This is a genomic window from Leifsonia sp. PARNA 1/14 (assembly GCF_055720965.1).
The window spans coordinates 327970-348571 of sequence record NZ_JBVQSP010000005.1 but is presented as its reverse complement, the minus strand read 5'-3'; the positions used below and the strand labels follow the sequence as shown (position 1 = coordinate 348571).

Sequence of the window (20602 nt, the reverse complement as noted above, 5' to 3'; positions counted from 1 at the left end):
TCTCCACAGAAGGCGCCGGCGGCGGCTTTTCGGTGCCGTGGCGCAGATACCTTCGCTTCACCAAGAGGGTTCGAGGAGTAACTAATGCAAACGTTTCGCCTCGACCTGAAATGCCATATGTTGAATCTCTGAACGGTCGATGGCCGGCAGGCGAACAAGGGGGAAGCACTATGACCAACATCAACGTCTCGTTCCAGGAGTTGCACGGCAACGCCGACCGACTCAGCGCAGGGCGCGAGGAGATCAGCGCGACGCTCAGCCGGCTGCACGCCCAGATCGAGGGGCTCGTGAGCGCCGGCTTCATCACCGATCGTTCGTCGGGCGCGTTCGCGGACGCGTACGCGCGGTTCACGACCGGCGCCCAGAACGCCGTGGGCGGCCTGGACGACCTCGCGCATTTCCTGCGATCGACCGCTCAAACGCTGGGCGACGTCGACGCTCAGCTGGCGGCCCGGCTGAGCCACTGAGCGGGCGAGGGGCGGTGATGTACGGAGACACCAGCACGATCAGGGCGCGGTCGGCAGCGCTCCGTGCCGAGTCGGAGACCCTCTGGGCGCGGGCGGCTGGGGCGGCTGCGCGGGCGGAGTCGTGCGCGTGGACGTCGGCGGCGGGGGAGGTGCTGCGTTCCAGAGTGCGCACGGTGGTCGCCGAGCTGATGCACCATGCGGGCAATCTCGACGCCGCTGCTGATGCGCTGGATGCGCACGTCCGCTCCGCCGACGACGCGGTCGCCCGGATCGCGGCTGCCGGGCGGGCCATCGCCGGCGCCTCGTCCGCGCTGGGAGCGCTGCGATGAGCCCCGCCGGCGCTGTCCGGTTCGCGACCGGCAAAGAGGAACTGCAGGCGATCGCCCGAAGCCATCCCGGGCTGGTCCTCCCGTCGTTCGCTGTCGCGGAGTCGTCACGCGCGGACGACGCCGTACCCTTTGCGGCGGACCCTTCCGATCCGCGTCTGCTTGTGGCGCTCGGCCTGCAACGCGTGGCCGACGGCATCGTGCAGATCGTGTCCTGGTCGCCAGGTGCGGTCGTCCGTCGGAGCATCGCCTTCAGCGGCGCTGTCGCCGGTTCCATCAGCCGTCGCGATACCGCAAGCGAGACGTCGATGGAGGCGACCTCGTCGTTCGAGGTCGCTCTTCTTCCGACCGCGGAGGTCCTGGGCGAGCTGGAGGCTGTAGTGCCCGCCGTGGCTGACGGTCCGGCACGCGACGGCATGTCGCGCGAGGTCGGGCTCGTCGCCTCCCGAGCGATCGTGGAGGCGCCCCGCCACGGCGATCCGACGCTCGTGGACGAGGTAGCCGATGACCTGCGGGTGGACGAGGAAACGGCGGGGATCCTCCAGGCGTTCCGCGCGAGACAGTCCAGCGGGCTGCGAGTGCGCTTCTTCGACGCACGCTCGGGCCGCTGCGTCGCCGGAGACGATTGGTTCGGCTCCGAGCACGGTTGGCGCCGGCTGCGGCTCAGCCTCCCGCCATCGGATCCCGCCGGGGCGACGCCGCATCTCCTCCTGGACGAGGCGACGCTGTCCGTCGCTGAGGCCACCGACGAAGGGATCAGGCGCTCGCTCATGTGGCTGGCCGCGACATTGCTGCGGGTGATCGCGCGATGAGCAGGGTTCCGATGAATCCGCCGAGCACGGCGGGCGACGAGGACGCCGACGGGGTGACGGTCTCGGGAGCACGGATTCCCCTGCACGACGCCGGTGCCGAAGCGCTCGCAGACCGCGCGGCCGCTGCGGCCGACTTCGTCGCCGACACTGCCGGTGCCGCCGATCGACTGAGTCAGGACGCCGGTGCGACACTCACCCGGGCACGGTCACGAGTCGATGAGTCGGTCGCCGCGGCGGGCGGCCGGCTGCAGGTCTCCTTCCGCGACATCGAGCTCATGACCAGTGAGATCGCCGCACTGAGCCGTGAGGCGACCGAGCTCGCAGCGAGCACTGCGCGGATCGCAATCGATGGCGATCTGCTCGCATCGATGTCGGTGTCGCCCATCACCGGGATGGCGGCGGAGACAGCCATCGCTGTGGCTGCGACCGGACTCGCGGAAAGCGCGGTCCGGGCGAACGCCCTCTCCGTGGCCACCGGCGCCGTGACCTCGACGTATGCCGCGGCCGACGCCTGGCTGGCCGCCGCGGCCGGCGCGCTGCGAGCGTCGACGGAGGCGGCGGGAGCACTGGCCCCGGCGGGAGCGGCGTTCGTAGGCGCACTGACCGGTGGCGCAGCGAGCGCGGCGGCGACACACGTCGGAGCGGAGGCGACCACGGCCGCCGCCACGGCCGACATGGTCACAGATCTGGGCCTCGCCGTCGCGGCCGTCCCGGTTCTCGCAACTGGAGGCGCCGCCGCCCTCGCTGCCGGATTCGGCACCGAGGCGCTGCGTTCGCTCGGCACGGCCTTCGCCGAGGCGAACCGCGCATTCGGCGGCGCCGACGACGCGTTCAACCCGTTCGTCGCCTCCGACCTCGTGCGTTACGGGGCGGTCCTGGGTGCCGGATTCGACCAGGCGTTCTCGCTCGACGACGCGTTGGCCGGCTCCGTCGGCGGCGTTCAGGCGCTACTCGGGGCGACCGGGCCGTTCTACGACGACATCCTCTCGGGCCTCGTCACGGCGGGCGTCGTCGTGGGCTTCTTCCAGGACGGCGACGTGACGGTCGGCCGGGCGCGCGAAGTCGACCAGACAGTCCTACAACTGAGCGCGTCGAGCAGTGCGGATGCACTGGGCGTCGCCTTGGACGATCTCGAACTCCTCGAGGGACGAATCGTGCCCGATGGCTTCGCGTCGACCATGGCGGGACTCGCCCAGCTCGACGACCTCGGTGGCAGTGAGCGGGCGATCATCCGGGTCTTCACGATCCTCGATCCGGCTGGCGAAGTCGCGAGTTATCGGGTGCAGATCCCTTCGACTGCCAGCTGGGATCCGACTACTCGATCCCACGGCTCGCCCGGCGACGTGACCTCGGACGTCTTCTCGATGCTGCAAGGCTCGGAGGCATCATTGGCCGCGTCCGTCTACGAGGCGATGCGACAAGCGGACATCCCGACAGGTGCGGACGCGCCGCCGGTGGAGCTCGACGGGTTCAGCCTCGGCGGAATCACCGCGGCGGCGGTGGCGGCTGACCCGCGCGGGTTCAACATCACCGAGATCCACACGGCGGGATCGCCCGTCGGAACGGTGAACGTCCCTGAAGGCGTCCGCGTGTTCTCGCTCGAGGCCGACCAGGACGTCGTCGCGGCCCTGGACGGCCGCAGGAATCCCGTGCGTGACGACTGGCTGACGGTTCGGGGACCAGGTGTCCGGACGATGAACGAGACCGTCGGCCCTCCGATGTTGCCGGGAACCGTTCACGATGCTCGGCGGTACGCCGTCATGGGAGCTACCTCGGACTTGCGCGAGGTGGGCGCGCTGCGCGTTCCCGAGGGTGGGTCGGTCGTCGTCGAGGACTTCGATGCGGTGAGGGCGAGGTGAGTCCGTGCGCGTGAACAACTGGTGCGGTGCTGTGCTGGCACTGGTTCTTGTCGCCCTCGCGGGGTGTTCCGCCGAGAAGCCTCAGGGGCGGCCGGTGGCGGCAGCCGAGTCGAGCATCGAAGCGATCCACGGAATCGCCGACGCCTCGGTTTCAGTCGACCGGCGGCGTAGCACGTTCACCGTCGTCGTCTCCGCTTGCGTCGTCGTCCGGCTGGATCCGAGCACGCAGATCGCTGACGCGGCAGCACTGGCGGATTACCTGCTCGCATCCCTCTGGTCGATCGGTGACATCCCCCCGACAGAGCTGGCGGTTTTCATCGAGACGGCCGACGGCGCACGCGTCGACATCTCTGCGGGCGCCATCGCGAACGGCTGGTCGCCCATCCTCGGGCGGTCTGACAGCCCATTCTTCATGGTGAACAAGCTGTCGAGGGAGCCCGTGCGGTCCAAGCTCGGCCTCTGGCCGGGGCCCGTACCGCCTCCGCCGACCGGAGCGATCGTCCCGGCCGACGAGGCGGCGACAGTCGGGGCAGCTCAGCGGTCGCGCTCCGCGAACGCGTGGATCGCGGTCACCATCCCGTCGGTGTCGAAGGTTCCGTCGTCGTTGCGGGTGAAGTGATGGGCGTGCATCCCGGCCTCCCTGGCGCCCTCGACGTTCGCGAGCGAGTCGTCGAAGAGGATGGCGTTCTCAGGTTCGACACCGAAACGACCGAGCGCGCGGGTGTAGATGCGGCGCTCGGGCTTGCGCGCACCCAGCACGGCGGAGACGAGGTCATTGTCGCGGAGCACGTCGACGATCTCTGGCGTGAGGACGCGAAGCGAGTCCTTGAACGGGATCGGGTTGTTCGACAGCAATGACACCGTGCCCAGACCGGCCGCCGTCCGCAAGGCGGCGATCGAGCCGTCGATCCTCGTCATCGCGGCCTTGCGGGCGTCCTGCCACTGCGCCAGCGTCAGGCGCGCGCCGGTCACCTCGGCGAACGCCTCCAGGTACTCCTCGCTGGTGGAGTACTCGCCGATCTCCGCCGCGCGCTCGTGCCCGCCCGCCCACCAGGTCGACGCCAGCCGATACTGGCTGACGCCTCCGAGTTCGGCCAGACGGGGGAGTCGCTTGTGGAAGTCGTAGTCGTAGAGGGTCTTGTCGCAGTCGAAGAAGTAGACGTCCATCGTGACCAGTATCGTCCCGTGGAGTCCGCCGCGCGGTCGCAGAGAACCTTGCGGTCCCTCAACTATCATGGGTGCCGTCATGGCTCCCATCTACGACTGCTCCGTCGATTCCGAACTGCTCACCGGCATGCGCCTCGCCCGCGGGGCGATCGGCCGTGGCGAGCTGGTCGTCATCCCCACCGACACCGTCTACGGCGTCGCCGCGGACGCGTTCAGCCCTGCTGCGGTGCAGCGGCTCCTCGACGCCAAGGGGCGCGGCCGGCAGTCGCCGCCTCCCGTGCTCGTTCCCGGAATCCCGACGCTGGCCGCCCTCGCCGAGCACGTGCCCGCCGAGGTGGAGGCCCTCGTCGCGGCCTTCTGGCCGGGTGGCCTGACCATCGTCCTCCCCGCCGCTCCCTCGCTGGTCTGGGACCTCGGAGAGACCCGCGGGACCGTCGCGTTGCGTATGCCGCAGGACCGTATCGCGCTCGAGATCCTTTCGGAGACGGGGCCGCTGGCCGTTTCCTCCGCCAACCTGACCGGGCGTCCCGCCGCGCGCACCGCGGCCGAGGCGGAGGCCATGCTCGGCGACTCGATCGCCGTCTACCTCGACGGGGGAGAGGCCGGGACGTCTTACGACCGCGTCGAGGGCAAGGACTCCTCCTCGACGATCGTCGACGCCACCGCGCTCGCATCCGGCGCAGGCAAGCTCCGCATCCTCCGCCACGGCGTGATCACCGCCGCGCAGCTGCGCGAGGTCGTCGGCGACGCCCTCGCCGACGACACGTCCGACTCCACCGACGCGACCGACACGACCGAGGCGTCCGACTCCGCCGAGCGCACCGGCGTCGACGCTCCCGCGGACACCTGAGCCGTGACCCTCTTCCTCGCACTCGCGTTCATCTCGGCCGTGATCACGTTCGGGATGTCGCTGGTGGTCTACCGTCTGGCGATGCGGTTCAAGCTGTACCCGAAGATCCGGGAACGCGACGTGCACACCCGGCCGACCCCGCGGCTCGGCGGGGTCGCGATGTTCCTCGGCATCCTCGTGGCGTTCGGGGTCTCCTGGCTGCTGTCCAGCCAGTTCGGCGTGCTGACGCTGATCTTCTCCGACGCCGGGCCCATCGTCGCGATCCTCGGCGCCTCGCTCCTCATCGTCGTGCTCGGAGTGGCCGACGACCTCTGGGATCTCGACTGGATGACCAAACTCGCCGGTCAATTCGTCGCGGCGGGGCTCGTCGCGTGGCTCGGGGTGCAGATCTACTCGCTCCCGATCGGCGGCCTCACCGTCGGCTCCCCGGTGATGAGCATCATCATCACCCTCTTCGCGATCGTTCTGGTCATGAACGCGATCAACTTCATCGACGGCCTGGACGGGCTCGTCGCGGGTGTGGCGCTCATCGCCAACGGCACCTTCCTCGTCTACACCTACCTCCTGCAGCGCGAGATCAGTCCTCAGAACTACTTCAGCCTCGCCGGCGTCATCGCGGCGATCCTGGTCGGCGCCTGCGCCGGCTTCCTGCCGCTCAATTGGCACCCGGCCAAGATGTTCATGGGCGACGCGGGTGCGCTCCTGATCGGACTGCTCATGGCCACCTCGGCGATCTCCGTCACCGGCACCATCAACCCGGAAGCGTTGCAGACGCTCGGCAAGTCGTCGCTGGTGCCCGCGTTTATCCCGGTCACCATCCCGTTCGCCGTGCTCGTGATCCCGCTCCTCGACTTCGGTCTCGCCGTCATACGGCGCCTGCGGGCTGGCAAGTCTCCGTTCAGCGCCGACCGCAAGCACCTCCACCACCGGCTGCTCGACATGGGGCACACGCACCTGCACGCCGTGTTGATCTTCTACGCCTGGACGGCAGTCCTGTCCATCGGCTGCCTGCTGTTCTTCTTCGATCCTTACTGGATGGCGATCGTCTTCGTCGCGATCGGCCTGGTCATCTGCACCGCGATCACGCTGGCGCCGCTCAGCAGGCGCAAAGCGAACGAAGCGGCGGCCGAGCTCGCTCCGGCCGGGAGCAGGGAGGCCGCGGAGACGGCCCGTTACGACCAGCTCGACATCGCCAGCGAGAGCGTCCGCGTCCCGGCCGCGCCACCCGCCACCACCGATGGCACCACCGACCACACCACCGACGCCACCAGCACCGAGGAGACCCGATGACCGACCACCAGGACGGCACCCCCGCCCCGCGGCCGGACGAGCCCGCGCACCGCCCCACCCCCCAGCAGCCGACTTCGACGCCCGTCCTGAAGGACGTCCTCAAGTACGGGCTGATCCTCGCCGGGGCGATCGCCATCGTCGGCATGGTGCTCGGCGGCATCTTCGCCGGGTGGATCGGGGTGACCAGTGCGTTGATCGGAACTCTGATGGCGGCGGTCTTCCTCGGGATCACCGCTCTGAGCATCCTGATCGCCAACCGCTTCATCGGCTCCGACCTGTTCGTCGGCCTCTTCTTCGGCATCGTCCTCGGCGGCTGGATCGTCAAGTTCGTGCTCTTCATCGTGCTCGCGATCCTGCTGCGCGACCAGCCGTGGATCAATCCGGTCGTGCTGTTCCTGAGCCTCATCGCAGGCGTGATCGGGTCGCTCGTCGTCGACATGATCGTCGTCTTCCGGTCCCGTATCCCGTACGTCAGCGACGTCACGCTGCCGGGGGAGAAGCGGTGACCTGTATCCGATTCGTTACCGGTTGAAAACTCTTGTAGAGTTGTCAGTGATCCCCCACCCGTACGCGCCCGAAGCACCACCGGCGCGCGAGCGCGGGTGTCCACCGTTCGTCGTCGCGAGAGCATTTGCTCGACGCCCCGAAACAGGAGATAGCGCTGTTAGCTAACGCTGTGAACCTGCTGGTCCAGGCCGCAAGCTCCGATGATGGAAGCTTCCAAGGCCCGTCGATCAACGAGTTCTTCCCACCGACCCTGTTCACCATCGGGCCGCTCGAGTTCAACCGCATCATCATCGTGCGCCTCATCGCGCTGGTCGTGCTCATCCTCGTGTTCTGGCTCGGCACCCGCAAGATGAAGATCGTTCCGGGGCGGTTCCAGTCGATCGTCGAGATGGGTCTCGACTTCGTCCGCGTCAACATCGGGGAGGACCTCCTCGGACGCAAGGACGCTCGTCGGTTCCTGCCACTGCTCACCACGATCTTCTTCATGGTGCTGTTCTTCAACCTGACGGGCATCATCCCGTTCCTGAACATCGCGGGCACCTCGGTCATCGCTCTGCCGATGATCCTTGCGATCGCGGCATACATCGCATTCATCTACGCAGGCATCAAGAAGAGCCCGGGCAACTTCTTCAAGAACGCGCTCTTCCCGCCGGGAGTACCGCCGGCGCTGTACATCATCGTGACGCCGATCGAGTTCATCTCGACCTTCATTCTGCGGCCGATTACTCTGACCCTCCGACTCCTGATGAACATGGTCGTCGGGCACCTGCTGCTCGTCCTGTTCTTCACGGCCACCGCATGGTTCCTCTTCGAGGCCGGCGGCTGGTGGTCGCTCTTCGGAATCGGCACCTTCGCCTTCGGCTTCGCATTCTCCCTGTTCGAGATCCTGGTGGCTGTCCTCCAGGCCTACGTCTTCGCACTGCTCACGGCTGTCTACATCCAGCTCGCAGTCGCCGAGGAACACTAAGAACGATCCGCGCGCCCGCACGGATCGCCATCACGGAAGGAAACACATAACGTGGACATCGCTGCTATCAACGGCAACATCGCCACTGTCGGATACGGTCTCGCCGCCATCGGCCCGGCCATCGGCGTGGGCATCGTCGTCGGCAAGACCATTGAGGGCGTCGCCCGTCAGCCCGAGCTGGCCGGCCGTCTTCAGGTCCTGATGTACATCGGTATCGCATTCACCGAGGCGCTCGCGTTCATCGGTATCGCGACCTACTTCATCTTCCAGTAAATCCTCTTTATCCCACCCCGTAAGGAGGAACGATGCTCAGGAGTGTCGTGATCGCCGCGACGGAGCAGACGCATAACCCGCTGATCCCCGAGTGGCCGGACATCATCGGGTCGCTGATCTGCTTCATCATCATCCTGTTCTTCTTCTGGAAGCTGGTTCTCCCGCGCATGAGGAAGCTGCTGGATGAGCGTGCCGAAGCGATTGAGGGCAACATCGCGAAGGCGGACGAGGCTCAGCACAAGGCCGAGGCGCTGCTCGAGGAGTACACCGCACAACTCGCCGACGCCCGTGCCGAGGCGGCCAAGATCCGCGAGACCGCCCGAACCGACGGTCAGAAGATCGTCGCGGAGGCCAAGGACAACGCGACGGCCGAGGCCGCTCGTGTGACCGCTGCAGCCCAGGCGCAGATCGAAGCCGAGCGCCAGGGCGCGCTCGTCTCGCTCCGCGGCGAGGTGGGCTCCCTCGCGATCGACCTCGCCTCCGGCGTCGTCGGCGAGGTGCTCACGGACGACAAGAAGGCTCAGGCGATCGTCGATCGCTTCCTGGCCGACCTCGAGTCCAGCGAGAAGGCCGAGAAGGCAGGGTCGAGCAACTGATGGGAAGCGCCTCCAGAGAAGCACTGGCCCGATCCGTCTCGGCTCTCGCCGCGCTCGGGTCCAAGGCCGATCTGGCGACGGCTGAAGACCTGTTCGCCGCAGGACGGGTCGTCGCCGACTCCGCCCAGCTCCGTTCGGTCCTCAGCGACCCCTCGGCTCCGGCGGAGGGCAAGGCCGCGCTGGTCCAGCGCGTCTTCGCCTCCCTCTCCGCGCCGGCGGTCGAACTGCTGAGCGTCGTGTCGAGCGAGCGCTGGTCGAACCAGGACGACGTCCTGTCGGCCATCGAGCAGCTCGGCATCCGCTCGATCGCCGCGTCGTCGCCGCGCAATGTGGACATCCCGGGCGAGCTCTTCGCATTCGGAGGCGCCGTGACCTCCGATGCCGGGCTCGAGCTCGCTCTCCGCAGCAAGCTGGCGGCCCCTGAGGCCAAGGCCGAGCTCGCAGAGCGGCTGCTCGCGGGCAAGGCCTCGAAGCAGACCGTCGCGATCGTGCGCCAGCTGGTCCTCCAGCCGCGCGGCCGCAGCATCCGCGAATCGTTGCGCGACGCTGCGCGCGTCGTCGCCGCCCAGTACGGCCAGACGATCGCCACGGTCGTCTCGGCCCTGCCGCTCCCGGCCGAGCAGGCCGAGCGCCTGCGCGCGACCCTCGCCGCCACGTACGGCGACCTCAAGCTCAACGAGGTCGTCGATCCGTCGATCCTCGGCGGCCTGCGTGTGCAGATCGGCGACGACGTCATCGACGGAAGCGTCGCGTCGCGCCTCACCGAACTTCGACTTCAGCTGGCGGGCTGACCGCCCTCTATACAGAGAAACCAGGGAATACGATGGCAGACATCAAGATCAGCCCCGATGAAATCCGGGACGCGCTCAAGGACTTCGTCTCGAAGTACGAGCCGACCAGCGCGGAGACCACCGAGGTCGGACACGTCCTCGACGCCTCCGACGGCATCGCGCACGTCGAGGGCCTCCCCGGCGTGATGGCCAACGAGCTCATCCGCTTCGCGGACGGCACGCTCGGCCTGGCGCAGAACCTCGACGAGAACGAGATCGGCGTCGTGGTCCTCGGCGAGTTCGACGACATCGTCGAGGGCATGGAGGTGACCCGCACCGGCGAGGTCCTCTCCGTCCCGGTCGGCGACGGCTACCTCGGCCGCGTGGTCGACCCGCTCGGCAACCCGATCGACGGTCTCGGCGAGATCGCCACCGAGGGCCGCCGCGAGCTCGAGCTCCAGGCCCCCGGCGTCATGCAGCGCAAGTCGGTGCACGAGCCGCTGCAGACCGGCATCAAGGCCATCGACGCCATGATCCCCGTCGGCCGTGGCCAGCGCCAGCTGATCATCGGCGACCGCCAGACCGGCAAGACGGCCATCGCGATCGACACGATCATCAACCAGAAGGCCAACTGGGAGTCGGGCGACGTCAACAAGCAGGTCCGCTGCATCTACGTCGCCATCGGCCAGAAGGGCTCGACCATCGCTTCGGTGAAGGGCGCGCTCGAGGACGCCGGTGCGATGGAGTACACCACCATCGTCGCGGCCCCGGCCTCCGACCCGGCCGGCTTCAAGTACCTCGCCCCCTACACCGGCTCGGCCATCGGCCAGCACTGGATGTACGGCGGTAAGCACGTCCTCATCATCTTCGACGACCTGTCGAAGCAGGCGGAGGCCTACCGTGCGGTGTCGCTCCTCCTCCGTCGTCCGCCGGGACGCGAGGCCTACCCGGGCGACGTGTTCTACCTGCACTCCCGCCTGCTGGAGCGTTGCGCCAAGCTCTCCGACGAGCTGGGCGCCGGCTCGATGACCGGTCTGCCGATCATCGAGACCAAGGCGAACGACGTCTCGGCCTATATCCCGACGAACGTGATCTCGATCACCGACGGCCAGATCTTCCTGCAGTCCGACCTCTTCAACGCCAACCAGCGTCCGGCGGTCGATGTCGGAATCTCGGTCTCCCGAGTCGGTGGCGACGCGCAGGTCAAGTCGATCAAGAAGGTCTCCGGCACGCTCAAGCTCGAGCTCGCCCAGTACCGCTCGCTCGAGGCGTTCGCCATGTTCGCCTCCGACCTCGACGCGGCCAGCCGCCGCCAGCTCGCTCGCGGTGCCCGACTGACCGAGCTGCTCAAGCAGCCGCAGTACTCGCCGTTCCCCGTCGAGGAGCAGGTCGTCTCGATCTGGGCCGGCACCAACGGCAAGCTCGACGAGGTCGCGGTGGAGGACATCCTCCGCTTCGAAGCCGAGCTGCTCGACCACCTGCGCCGCAACACCGATATCCTCACCACGCTGCGCGAGACCAACGTCCTCGACGACGACACGGTGTCGAAGCTCGGCGAAGAGGTCGACAAGTTCAAGCTGGAGTTCCAGACGGGCGAGGGCAAGCCGCTCGCCTCGGTCGGTCGCGAGGAGTTCGAGGCCAGCGCCGAAGAGGACGTCAACCAGGAGCGCATCGTCAAGGCGAAGCGCTGAGCACGGATAGGTACTGAGGAAGACACATGGGAGCACAGCTTCGGGTCTACCGGCAGAAGATCAGGTCTGCCCAGACGACCAAGAAGATCACCCGTGCCATGGAGCTGATCTCCGCCTCACGCATCCAGAAGGCGCAGGCTCGGGTGGCCGCCTCCTCGCCGTACGCCCGCGCGATCACGCGCGCGGTGTCGGCGGTGGCGACTTACTCGAACGTCGAGCACGTCCTCACCACGGAGCCCGAGAAGATCGAGCGCGCTGCGATCGTCATCTTCTCGTCCGACCGGGGTCTCGCCGGTGCGTTCAACTCGAACGTGCTCAAAGAGTCTGAGAAGCTCGCCGAACTGCTGCGCAGCCAGGGCAAAGAGGTCGTCTACTTCCTGATCGGACGCAAGGCGCAGGGCTACTTCAGCTTCCGCCGCCGCGCGTTCGAGCGGGTGTGGACCGGCAACACGGACAACCCCGAGTTCGAGCAGGCCAAGGAGGTCGCGGACGCGATCCTCGAGTCGTTCCTGCGCGACGCGTCCGACGGTGGTGTCGACGAGATCCACGTCATCTACAACCGCTTCGTGAGCATGCTGACGCAGGAGCCGCAGATCGTGCGCCTGCTTCCGCTGGAGGTCGTCGAGGGTGTCGAAGAGCCGGACCGCACGCAGGTGCTGCCGCTCTACGAGTTCGAGCCGGATGTCAACACCGTGCTCGACTCGCTCCTGCCGGTCTACATCGAGAGCCGCATCTTCAACGCGATGCTGCAGTCCGCCGCCTCCAAGCACGCGGCAACGCAGAAGGCCATGAAGGCTGCGAGCGACAACGCCGACAAGCTCATCACCGACTACACGCGACTGGCCAACAACGCCCGCCAGGCGGAGATCACCCAGCAGATCTCCGAGATCGTGGGCGGCGCGGACGCGCTGAGCTCGGCAAAATAATCGTCCAAACGAGAGAGAACGAATCATGACTACCGCTACCGCCGAAGCCCAGGCTTCGACCGCGCAGCCGGCCGGCGTGGGACGCATCGCCCGCGTCACCGGTCCGGTCGTCGACATCGAGTTCCCGCACGACTCGATCCCGGGCATCTACAACGCCCTCAAGACCACCATCACCATCGGCGAGCAGTCGACCGAGATCACGCTCGAGGTCGCGCAGCACCTCGGCGACGACCTCGTGCGCGCCATCGCCCTGAAGCCCACCGACGGCCTCGTCCGCGGTGGCGAGGTCCGCGACACCGGCGCCCCGATCTCGGTGCCCGTCGGCGACGTGACCAAGGGCAAGGTCTTCAACGTGACCGGTGAGATCCTCAACGCCGAGCCGGGCGAGAAGATCGAGATCACGGAGCGCTGGCCGATCCACCGTCAGCCGCCGTCGTTCGACCAGCTCGAGTCCAAGACCCAGCTGTTCGAGACCGGCATCAAGGTCATCGACCTGCTCACCCCGTACGTGCAGGGTGGCAAGATCGGCCTCTTCGGTGGTGCGGGCGTCGGCAAGACCGTCCTCATCCAGGAGATGATCCAGCGCGTGGCGCAGGACCACGGTGGTGTGTCCGTGTTCGCCGGTGTCGGCGAGCGCACCCGTGAGGGCAACGACCTCATCCACGAGATGGAGGAGGCGGGCGTGTTCGACAAGACCGCCCTCGTCTTCGGCCAGATGGACGAGCCGCCGGGAACGCGTCTGCGCGTCGCCCTCTCCGCGCTCACCATGGCGGAGTACTTCCGCGACGTGCAGAAGCAGGACGTGCTGCTCTTCATCGACAACATCTTCCGCTTCACGCAGGCCGGTTCCGAGGTCTCCACGCTGCTCGGCCGCATGCCGTCCGCGGTGGGCTACCAGCCCAACCTGGCCGACGAGATGGGTCTCCTCCAGGAGCGCATCACCTCGACCCGCGGTCACTCGATCACCTCGCTGCAGGCGATCTACGTGCCGGCCGACGACTACACCGACCCGGCGCCGGCGACCACGTTCGCCCACCTCGACGCCACGACCGAGCTCTCGCGTGAGATCGCGTCGAAGGGTCTGTACCCGGCCGTCGACCCGCTGACCTCGACGTCGCGCATCCTCGACCCCCGCTACCTGGGCGCCGACCACTACCGCGTCGCGATCACCGTCAAGCAGATCCTCCAGAAGAACAAGGAACTGCAGGAGATCATCGCGATCCTCGGTGTCGACGAGTTGTCCGAAGAGGACAAGATCACCGTGTCGCGCGCGCGCCGTATCCAGCAGTTCCTCTCGCAGAACACCTACATGGCGAAGAAGTTCACCGGTGTCGAGGGCTCGACCGTTCCGCTGAAGGACACCATCGAGTCGTTCGACGCCATCGCCAAGGGCGAGTTCGACCACGTCGCCGAGCAGGCGTTCTTCAACGTCGGTGCGATCTCCGACGTCGAGGAGAAGTGGGCGCAGATCCAGAAGGAGAACGGCTGAGCATGGCTGTCCTCAATGTGAGCGTCGTCGCCGCCGACCACGAAGTGTGGTCGGGCGAGGCGAGCATGGTCGTCGCGCGGACCGTGGAGGGGCAGATCGGTATCCTGCCCGGCCACGAGCCGCTGCTCGCCATCCTCGCCCAGGGCGAGGTGCGTGTGACCCTCAACGGAGGCGAGTCGATCGCGGCCCAGGCCGACGACGGCTTCCTCTCCGTCGAGAACAACACGGTCACCATCGTCGCCCGCCAGGCCGAGCTCGTCTGATATGACCGACAAGGCAGCCCCGCTCGATCGGCAGTTCGGAGACGTCCGCGTCCCCGTCCTCGTCGTGACGGCGGGGCTTCCTGGTTCGGGCAAGTCCACCATCGCGGAGATCGTCGCGGGCCGGCTCGGCGCCACGTCGATCTCGGTGGACCCGATCGAGGCCGCCATCCTCAAAGCCGGCATCGACGCCGACCAGCCGACCGGTCTCGCCGCCTACCTGGTGGCGGAGCGGATGGCCGAACAGGTCTTGGTGAGCGGTCATTCGGTGATCGTCGACGCAGTGAACGCCGTCGAGCCCGCACGGTTGCAGTGGCGCGACCTCGCGGACCGTTGTGGGGTGAAGCTGCGGGTGATCGAGACCGTTTGCTCCGACGCGGAGCTCCACGAAGAGAGGCTCGCCAAGCGCACCGGCCTGACCGCCGCCTACGCGGTGGAGCAGAGCATCGACGATTACGCCGAATGGAAGGGTGCTGCCGCGTCGCTTCCCCGTGTCACCCTCGACACCTCTCGACCCCTCGGCGCGAACGTCGACGCGGCGCTCGCGTTCCTGGAGCGCTGAGTGCTCCTACTCCTTCCTCCGTCGGAGACCAAACGCGACGGGGGAGCGGACATCCCGCTCGACTTCGAGCCGCTGGGTTTCCCGGCTCTGACATCCAAGCGATCGGCCGTCGTCGACGAAGCGGTCGCGATGACGGCCTCGCCGGGCGCTGCTGCGCGGGCCCTGAAGCTGGGGCCGAAGCATGCCGCCACCGAGGTGGAACGCAACCGAGTCCTGCGGTCGGCGCCGACCATGCCGGCGCTGCTGCGCTATACAGGAGTCCTCTACGACGCTCTGGACGCCGAGTCCTTCACTGATGACCAGTGGCGCTTCGCGGCGGAGAGCGTCGCGGTGCAGTCAGCGATGTTCGGGCTGGTTCGTGCCGCCGACCCGATCCCGGCATATCGGCTGTCGTTCGACTCCCGGCTCTCGACATCGCTCAAGAAGCGGTGGAGCGCGGTGTGCGCCGAGGAGCTCGCGTCTGTCGATGGTGTCATCCTCGACCTTCGCTCCGAGGGTTACGCCGCCCTCGGCCCGCTGCCGGTGCGCGAGGGCGCACACTACCTCCGGGTGCTCGCCCGAGACGAGAGCGGTACCGTCCGGGCCCTGAACCACTTCAACAAGCAGGCAAAAGGTCTGTTCACTCGCGCGCTCATCGAGCACGGTGAGCACTTCGCGTCGACCGACGACCTGCTGGAGTGGGCAGAGAGGGAGGGCTACGAGCTCACCCGTTCCGCCGGCCGAGCAGGCGAGCTCGACCTGGTCGTGCCGGAGGTCGGTGGGACGCCCGGGAACCTCACCGCGGTTCTCCGCGTCACTCGCTGAGCCCGACCCGGAGCCTTGCTTCGGTACGCTGACACTCAGCCGGCTGAGAATGCGCTGCGCAGCGTGTCCGACAGTGGTGCTCGGGGTGTAAGTGAGATAAACTCAACTCATAGAGAGAGGGGACACCTCACCGAGGTCGCGCGCCGTGAAGCGCTTCGACCTCCCATTGCCAGTCGGGTCGGCGCGTTGATCGCAGGCACGTCCTTGGACGTGTCTGTTGCCGGAGCCGGTGTGGCGGCTGCACAGTGATTCCGCCTGCGGTCGGGCACGAGCGGACGCGCCGCCACCAGCGAGAACGGTTCCATTGATCACGACCGCCGGCCCGACTCCTCTTGTTTCCGGGCTCTTGGTCAGCGTGGTATCCCTCAGCCGCCGGCGCGGAAACAGCCCTCGAAGTGGTCGTCGACCATGCCGGTCGCCTGCATGAGCGCATACATCGTGGTCGGTCCGACGAAGCGGAAACCTCGGCGACGGAGCTCCTTGCTGAGGGCCGTCGATTCGGGGGTCACGGCGGGAACGTCGCCCCAGGCGTGCGGCCGCTCCCGCGCGTGCGCAGGGGCGAAGCCCCACATGAGCTCTTGCAGGGGCACGTCGAGAGCGAGCGTCGCCCTCGCGTTCGAGATGGTGGCCTCGATCTTGCCGCGATGACGGATGATCCGCTCGTCGCCCAGCAGACGCTGCACGTCGTCTTCCGTCATCGCCGAAACCTGCACGGGGTCGAAGCCGTGGAAGACCTCGCGGAAGGCGGGGCGGCGCCTCAGGATGGTGATCCAGGAGAGCCCTGCCTGAAACCCTTCGAGGCAGAGCTTCTCGTAGAGTGCGCGCGGATCGTGCTGAGGCGTGCCCCATTCCTCGTCGTGGTAGCGGCGGTACTCCGCGTCATTCGCCGACCACGAGCAGCGCGCCACCCCGTCGTCGCCGACGACGAGAGCCGCCCGGGCGGGCACGGACGCTGCGGATGGGGACTCCGGAAGTTGATCGGTCGAGGTCATGCGGCCAGCGTGATCCCCTCGTGCTCCAGCAGCCAGAGCTTGGTGGGGATGCCCTCACCGCCGCTGTAACCGGTGATCTTGCCCGACGACGAAAGCACCCGATGGCAGCCGATGATGATGGGGACGGGGTTGGCTCCGACGGCGCCTCCGATCGCTCGACCGTAACCCGGGCGCCCGATCGCGAGACCGAGCTCGCCGTAGGTGGTGAGCGTGCCGTACTCGAGCCCCGACAGGCGCTCCCACACCGCCGTACGGAAGGGCGTGCCCTCCAGATGCACCGGGACGTCGAAGGTGCGCCGCGTGCCCGCGAAGTACTCCTCGAGCTGCGCGGCTGCGTGGTCGAGCACGGCCGAGCTGCGCTCGGGGTGGTCGTCGAAGGGGAGAACGTCGTCGCGTGCGATCGAGAGCGAGGTGACCGCTTCGCTGTCTGCGGTCAACTCGATGCGCCCGACCGGGCTCGGAATGCGGAGAAGGTACGAGAAGGAACTGCTCATGAGTCGACTCTAGGGCCGCCCTCCGACAGTCACTCGCGGAAATCGGACATGGGGGATAAGTCGTCCCGACCGCGTTCTGTGGAGGAGTTTCGGATTCGATCACGAGCGACGCGCTGCCTAGACTCGACGGCATGGCGAACATCGAATACCGCACACTCGGACCTTCGGGCCTGATCGTCTCGACGATCGGTCTCGGCTGCAACAATTTCGGCCGCGCGGGCACGGCCACTGAGACGCAGGAGGGCACCGATTCCGTCATCGGCACTGCGATCGACGCCGGAGTGACGTTCTTCGACACGGCCGACATCTACGGCAAGGAGCGCGGGCTCTCCGAGACCCTGATGGGCAAATCGCTCGAGGGCAAGCGCGACCGGATCGTCCTGGCCACCAAGTTCGGAATGGACATGGCCGGCGCCAACGGCCCCGATTGGGGCGTGCGCGGATCGCGTCGGTACATCCGACTCGCCGTGGAGGCCTCATTGCGTCGCCTGCGCACCGACTGGATCGACCTGTACCAACTGCACCGTCCGGACCCGTCGACGCCCATCGACGAGACTCTCGCGACCCTCGACGACCTCATCACCGAGGGCAAGGTCCGCTACATCGGCCACTCCAACCTCGCCGGCTGGCAGATCGCCGAGGCGGAGTTCACAGCGCGTCTCGCCGGGCATCCGCGGTTCATCTCGTCGCAGAACGAGTACAGCCTCCTGGAGCGCGATGCCGAGCGCGAGGTGCTGCCGGCGGTGAACGCCTATGGACTCGGATTCCTGCCGTTCTTCCCGCTCTACAACGGGCTGTTCACGGGCAAGTTCAGCCGTTCGGGCGGCCCGGCCGACAGCCGCATCATGATGCAGCGCAAGCATCTGCTCGATGGAGCGCCGTGGGATGCCATCGAGCAGTACCAGAAGTTCTGCGACGAGCGCGGTGTCACGATGCTCGCCGCGACCTTCGCGTGGCTGCTCGCCCAGCCGGGCCTCACGAGCGTCATCGCGGGTGCCACTCGCCCTGAGCAGATCGTCGCGAACGCCGAGGCTGCCACGTCCTGGTCGCCCACGGCCGACGAGCTGGAGACCATCTCGGGCTTATTCCCGCGCCCGAGCTGACGAGCCCGGAATGACGTTCGCTGAGGGCGAACGGGCTCCGCGTTGTGAGTGAGTACTCACTCCGCCTACTATTTCGTTCGTGGAGACCACTGCGGGAACAGGCATGGCGCAATCGGAGACCGACCAGCCGGCGCGCACGCGCGCGCAGCCGCTCGCGCCCGAGGACCGCAAGGCGATGATCATCGACGCTGTCATCCCGTTGCTCGTCGAGCACGGTCGCGGTGTGACGTCGCGCCAGATCGCCGACGCGGCCGGCATCGCCGAAGGCACGATCTTCCGGGCATTCGGTGACAAGGAGACCCTCGTCCAGGCGGCCGTCGAGAAGTACCTCGACCCGGAGCCGCTGCGCGAAGCCCTCCGCTCGATCGACTCCGCCCTGCCGCTCGAGAACAAGGTCCGCGCGATCGTCTACCTGCTGCGCGAGCGGTTCAGCAACGTCATGCGCATCATGGCGGTCGTCGGTCACCAGCGACCTCCCGTGCCACAGGAGCGCACCGAGTTCGCGGCCATCATCGCCCAGATCCTCGCGCCCGAGGCCGACGACCTCAATTGGCCTCCCGAGCGCGTTGCGCACATCCTCCGTCTCATCAGCTTCTCGTCCGCGTTCCCCGCCTTGAACGACGGAATCGAGTTCAGCGTCGACGACCTCGCCCGGATCGCCCTCGTGGGTGTCGCCGGCCGGCCGTTCGCGATCTACACACCCACGACCGCCGCGGATGCGGCACAGCAGGGAGAGCCACGATGCTCCTGAAACTCCTCGGCCGGTTCCTCCGGCCGCACTGGCCGCTGCTCGTCGGGGTGGTGGTCTTCCAGCTCGCTCAGTCGCTGTTGTCACTGTGGCTGCCGACCCTGAACGCCGACATCGTCGACAACGGCATCGCCAAGGGCGACACCGGCTACATCCTCTCGACCGGCGCGGAGATGCTCGGGGTGACGGTCGTCCAGATCGCGTGCGCCATCACCGCCGTCTACTTCGGCGCGAAGGTGGCGATGCTGGTCGGCCGCGACCTCCGCGGCGCGATCTTCCACCGGGTGGGGGAGTTCTCCGAGCGGGAGGTCACCCACTTCGGCGCCCCGTCGCTGATCACCCGCAACACCAACGACGTGCAGCAGGTGCAGATGCTCGTGCTGATGACCTGCACCCTGCTGGTGTCGGCGCCGATCCTGGCCATCGGCGGGATCATCCTGGCGATGCGCCAGGACATCCAGTTGTCGTGGCTGATCGCGGTGAGCGTGCCCGTCCTGCTGATCGCGGTGAGCATCATCATCGTCAGGATGGTCCCGCTCTTCCGCAAGATGCAGGAGCGGATCGACCGGGTCAACCGCGTGCTGCGCGAGCAGCTCACCGGCATCCGGGTGGTCAGGGCGTTCGTGCGCGAGGAGGTCGAGACCTCCCGCTTCACCGTCGCGAACGACGAGGTGACCGACACCGCGATCCGGGCCGGCCGGCTGTTCGCGCTGATGTTCCCGATCGTGATGCTGGTGCTCAACGTCTCCAGCGTCGCCGTCATCTGGTTCGGCGCGTTCCGGGTCGCCGACGGCTCGATTCAGATCGGCACCCTGACGGCCTTCCTGCAGTACCTGATGCAGATCCTCATGGGCGTGATGATGTCCACGATGATGGCCGTCCTCGTGCCGCGCGCGGCGGTCTGCGCCGACCGCATCGGGCAGGTCCTGCGCACCGAGCCGTCGGTCGTCGTCCCCGAGAACCCGGTCACCGAGGTGTCGGCGAAGGGCACAGTCGAGTTCGTCGGCGTCGGCTTCTCGTATCCTGGCGCCGAACAGCCGGTGCTCGGTGACGTGACGTTCTTCGCGGAGGCCGGAAAGACCACCGCGATCATCGGCAGCACCGGCGCAGGCAAGACCACGCTGATCAACCTCATCCCGCGGCTGTTCGACGCCACGAGCGGGATCGTCCTGGTCGACGGCGTCGACGTCGCCGAGCTGGATCCCGAACTGCTGTGGTCGCGGATCGGCCTGGTGCCGCAGAAGCCGTATCTGTTCTCGGGAACGGTCGCGAGCAACCTCCGCTACGGCAACCCCGAAGCCACCGACGACGAGCTCTGGCGCGCGCTCGAGATCGCGCAGGCGAAGGGCTTCGTCGACGAGATGCCCGAGAAGCTGGAGGGCCCGATCGCCCAGGGCGGAACGAATGTCTCGGGAGGCCAGCGGCAGCGTCTCGCCATCGCGCGGGCGCTCGTCAGCCGCCCGGAGATCTTCATCTTCGACGACTCGTTCTCGGCGCTCGACACCGCGACGGACGCGCGCCTGCGGCAGGCGCTGGCACGCAACGAGGCGGCCGCGACCATGATCGTCGTGGCCCAGCGGGTGTCCACCATCGTCGATGCCGACCAGATCATCGTGCTCGACGACGGCAGGGTCGTCGGTCGAGGAACC

At 67.6% G+C, this 20602-nt stretch carries 24 protein-coding genes; 21 read left to right on the top strand and 3 right to left on the bottom strand.

Annotated elements, in window-relative coordinates:
- Positions 1-170 precede the first annotated feature (170 nt).
- From AC0HS0_RS15370 to AC0HS0_RS15350, 5 genes are read left to right on the top strand one after another with little or no spacing between them, the layout of a single operon-like run.
- Positions 171-467, top strand: a complete 297-nt coding sequence (locus AC0HS0_RS15370; RefSeq protein WP_472964930.1) for a WXG100 family type VII secretion target — start codon at positions 171-173, stop codon at positions 465-467.
- 17 nt (positions 468-484) lie between these two features.
- On the top strand, positions 485-796 hold the full coding sequence (locus AC0HS0_RS15365; protein ID WP_472964929.1) for a hypothetical protein: 312 nt from the start codon (positions 485-487) through the stop codon (positions 794-796).
- On the top strand, positions 793-1605 hold the full coding sequence (locus tag AC0HS0_RS15360) for a hypothetical protein (protein WP_472964928.1): 813 nt from the start codon (positions 793-795) through the stop codon (positions 1603-1605). Before AC0HS0_RS15365 ends, AC0HS0_RS15360 begins: the two co-directional genes overlap by 4 nt.
- 11 nt (positions 1606-1616) lie before the next feature.
- Positions 1617-3464: a hypothetical protein gene (locus AC0HS0_RS15355; protein ID WP_472964927.1), complete on the top strand. Its 1848-nt coding sequence runs from the start codon at positions 1617-1619 to the stop codon at positions 3462-3464.
- A 4-nt stretch (positions 3465-3468) separates the two neighbouring features.
- The gene (locus AC0HS0_RS15350) at positions 3469-4083 is read left to right on the top strand and encodes a hypothetical protein (protein ID WP_472964926.1); all 615 of its coding nucleotides are present in this window, start codon (positions 3469-3471) and stop codon (positions 4081-4083) included.
- Here the strand turns inward: AC0HS0_RS15350 and AC0HS0_RS15345 are convergent.
- Positions 3999-4631 carry an HAD family hydrolase gene (locus AC0HS0_RS15345; RefSeq protein WP_472964924.1) on the bottom strand — a complete coding sequence of 211 codons (633 nt, stop codon included), beginning with the start codon at positions 4629-4631 and terminating at the stop codon, positions 3999-4001. The genes AC0HS0_RS15350 and AC0HS0_RS15345 overlap by 85 nt on opposite strands.
- A gap of 79 nt (positions 4632-4710) precedes the next feature.
- Between AC0HS0_RS15345 and AC0HS0_RS15340 the strand changes: the two genes are divergently transcribed.
- The 13 genes from AC0HS0_RS15340 to AC0HS0_RS15280 all read left to right on the top strand — a co-directional run bounded on the left by AC0HS0_RS15340 (position 4711) and on the right by AC0HS0_RS15280 (position 15616).
- The gene (locus AC0HS0_RS15340) at positions 4711-5481 is read left to right on the top strand and encodes an L-threonylcarbamoyladenylate synthase (RefSeq protein WP_472964923.1); all 771 of its coding nucleotides are present in this window, start codon (positions 4711-4713) and stop codon (positions 5479-5481) included.
- 3 nt (positions 5482-5484) lie between these two features.
- Positions 5485-6771 (top strand): MraY family glycosyltransferase, encoded by a 1287-nt coding sequence (locus AC0HS0_RS15335; RefSeq protein ID WP_472964922.1) that lies wholly within the window; start codon positions 5485-5487, stop codon positions 6769-6771.
- On the top strand, positions 6768-7277 hold the full coding sequence (locus AC0HS0_RS15330; protein ID WP_472964921.1) for a hypothetical protein: 510 nt from the start codon (positions 6768-6770) through the stop codon (positions 7275-7277). Before AC0HS0_RS15335 ends, AC0HS0_RS15330 begins: the two co-directional genes overlap by 4 nt.
- Before the next feature lie 170 nt (positions 7278-7447).
- Complete coding sequence (atpB, locus tag AC0HS0_RS15325) at positions 7448-8245, top strand: F0F1 ATP synthase subunit A (RefSeq protein ID WP_472964920.1); 798 nt, start codon at positions 7448-7450, stop codon at positions 8243-8245.
- A gap of 51 nt (positions 8246-8296) precedes the next feature.
- Positions 8297-8518, top strand: coding sequence for an ATP synthase F0 subunit C (gene atpE / locus AC0HS0_RS15320; RefSeq protein ID WP_018190348.1), 222 nt, complete (start codon positions 8297-8299; stop codon positions 8516-8518).
- Positions 8519-8550: 32 nt separating this feature from the next.
- Entirely contained in the window at positions 8551-9114 is a 564-nt protein-coding gene (locus AC0HS0_RS15315; RefSeq protein WP_472964919.1) for a F0F1 ATP synthase subunit B, read from the top strand.
- Positions 9114-9905 (top strand): F0F1 ATP synthase subunit delta, encoded by a 792-nt coding sequence (locus AC0HS0_RS15310; RefSeq protein WP_472964917.1) that lies wholly within the window; start codon positions 9114-9116, stop codon positions 9903-9905. Before AC0HS0_RS15315 ends, AC0HS0_RS15310 begins: the two co-directional genes overlap by 1 nt.
- Positions 9906-9937: 32 nt before the next feature.
- On the top strand, positions 9938-11575 hold the full coding sequence (gene atpA / locus AC0HS0_RS15305) for a F0F1 ATP synthase subunit alpha (RefSeq protein ID WP_472964916.1): 1638 nt from the start codon (positions 9938-9940) through the stop codon (positions 11573-11575).
- A gap of 26 nt (positions 11576-11601) precedes the next feature.
- Entirely contained in the window at positions 11602-12501 is a 900-nt protein-coding gene (locus tag AC0HS0_RS15300; RefSeq protein WP_472964915.1) for a F0F1 ATP synthase subunit gamma, read from the top strand.
- A gap of 25 nt (positions 12502-12526) precedes the next feature.
- Complete coding sequence (gene atpD, locus AC0HS0_RS15295) at positions 12527-13990, top strand: F0F1 ATP synthase subunit beta (RefSeq protein WP_472964914.1); 1464 nt, start codon at positions 12527-12529, stop codon at positions 13988-13990.
- Positions 13991-13992: 2 nt separating this feature from the next.
- Positions 13993-14253, top strand: coding sequence for a F0F1 ATP synthase subunit epsilon (locus AC0HS0_RS15290; RefSeq protein ID WP_055919192.1), 261 nt, complete (start codon positions 13993-13995; stop codon positions 14251-14253).
- A 1-nt stretch (position 14254) separates the two neighbouring features.
- Complete coding sequence (locus tag AC0HS0_RS15285; RefSeq protein WP_472964913.1) at positions 14255-14812, top strand: P-loop nucleotide/nucleoside kinase family protein; 558 nt, start codon at positions 14255-14257, stop codon at positions 14810-14812.
- Positions 14813-15616, top strand: a complete 804-nt coding sequence (locus tag AC0HS0_RS15280; protein WP_472964912.1) for a YaaA family protein — start codon at positions 14813-14815, stop codon at positions 15614-15616.
- 365 nt (positions 15617-15981) lie between these two features.
- Here AC0HS0_RS15280 and AC0HS0_RS15275 read toward each other — a convergent pair whose 3' ends face one another.
- Positions 15982-16608 (bottom strand): DNA-3-methyladenine glycosylase I, encoded by a 627-nt coding sequence (locus tag AC0HS0_RS15275; protein WP_472964911.1) that lies wholly within the window; start codon positions 16606-16608, stop codon positions 15982-15984.
- Positions 16605-17102: a methylated-DNA--[protein]-cysteine S-methyltransferase gene (locus AC0HS0_RS15270; RefSeq protein ID WP_472964909.1), complete on the bottom strand. Its 498-nt coding sequence runs from the start codon at positions 17100-17102 to the stop codon at positions 16605-16607. The genes AC0HS0_RS15275 and AC0HS0_RS15270 overlap by 4 nt, the downstream gene beginning before the upstream one ends.
- Before the next feature lie 131 nt (positions 17103-17233).
- Between AC0HS0_RS15270 and AC0HS0_RS15265 the strand changes: the two genes are divergently transcribed.
- The 3 genes from AC0HS0_RS15265 to AC0HS0_RS15255 form a co-directional block, all read left to right on the top strand.
- A complete protein-coding gene (locus AC0HS0_RS15265) occupies positions 17234-18205 on the top strand; it encodes an aldo/keto reductase (protein ID WP_472964908.1) in 972 nt (323 codons plus the stop codon).
- A 79-nt stretch (positions 18206-18284) separates the two neighbouring features.
- Positions 18285-18956 (top strand): TetR/AcrR family transcriptional regulator, encoded by a 672-nt coding sequence (locus AC0HS0_RS15260; RefSeq protein WP_472964907.1) that lies wholly within the window; start codon positions 18285-18287, stop codon positions 18954-18956.
- On the top strand, positions 18947-20602 hold a 1656-nt coding region (locus tag AC0HS0_RS15255; RefSeq protein ID WP_472964906.1), incomplete at its 3' end, for an ABC transporter ATP-binding protein. The genes AC0HS0_RS15260 and AC0HS0_RS15255, both read left to right, overlap by 10 nt.

Bases quoted from the DNA above. Each gene is read 5' to 3' on its own strand.
- AC0HS0_RS15370 (WP_472964930.1), top strand. From the start codon at position 171: ATGACCAACATCAACGTCTCGTTCCAGGAGTTGCACGGCAACGCCGAC.
- AC0HS0_RS15365 (WP_472964929.1), top strand. From the start codon at position 485: ATGTACGGAGACACCAGCACGATCAGGGCGCGGTCGGCAGCGCTCCGT.
- AC0HS0_RS15360 (WP_472964928.1), top strand. From the start codon at position 793: ATGAGCCCCGCCGGCGCTGTCCGGTTCGCGACCGGCAAAGAGGAACTG.
- AC0HS0_RS15355 (WP_472964927.1), top strand. From the start codon at position 1,617: ATGAATCCGCCGAGCACGGCGGGCGACGAGGACGCCGACGGGGTGACG.
- AC0HS0_RS15345 (WP_472964924.1), bottom strand. From the start codon at position 4,631: ATGGACGTCTACTTCTTCGACTGCGACAAGACCCTCTACGACTACGAC.
- AC0HS0_RS15340 (WP_472964923.1), top strand. From the start codon at position 4,711: ATGGCTCCCATCTACGACTGCTCCGTCGATTCCGAACTGCTCACCGGC.
- AC0HS0_RS15330 (WP_472964921.1), top strand. From the start codon at position 6,768: ATGACCGACCACCAGGACGGCACCCCCGCCCCGCGGCCGGACGAGCCC.
- AC0HS0_RS15315 (WP_472964919.1), top strand. From the start codon at position 8,551: ATGCTCAGGAGTGTCGTGATCGCCGCGACGGAGCAGACGCATAACCCG.
- AC0HS0_RS15310 (WP_472964917.1), top strand. From the start codon at position 9,114: ATGGGAAGCGCCTCCAGAGAAGCACTGGCCCGATCCGTCTCGGCTCTC.
- atpA (WP_472964916.1), top strand. From the start codon at position 9,938: ATGGCAGACATCAAGATCAGCCCCGATGAAATCCGGGACGCGCTCAAG.
- AC0HS0_RS15300 (WP_472964915.1), top strand. From the start codon at position 11,602: ATGGGAGCACAGCTTCGGGTCTACCGGCAGAAGATCAGGTCTGCCCAG.
- atpD (WP_472964914.1), top strand. From the start codon at position 12,527: ATGACTACCGCTACCGCCGAAGCCCAGGCTTCGACCGCGCAGCCGGCC.
- AC0HS0_RS15290 (WP_055919192.1), top strand. From the start codon at position 13,993: ATGGCTGTCCTCAATGTGAGCGTCGTCGCCGCCGACCACGAAGTGTGG.
- AC0HS0_RS15285 (WP_472964913.1), top strand. From the start codon at position 14,255: ATGACCGACAAGGCAGCCCCGCTCGATCGGCAGTTCGGAGACGTCCGC.
- AC0HS0_RS15275 (WP_472964911.1), bottom strand. From the start codon at position 16,608: ATGACCTCGACCGATCAACTTCCGGAGTCCCCATCCGCAGCGTCCGTG.
- AC0HS0_RS15270 (WP_472964909.1), bottom strand. From the start codon at position 17,102: ATGAGCAGTTCCTTCTCGTACCTTCTCCGCATTCCGAGCCCGGTCGGG.
- AC0HS0_RS15265 (WP_472964908.1), top strand. From the start codon at position 17,234: ATGGCGAACATCGAATACCGCACACTCGGACCTTCGGGCCTGATCGTC.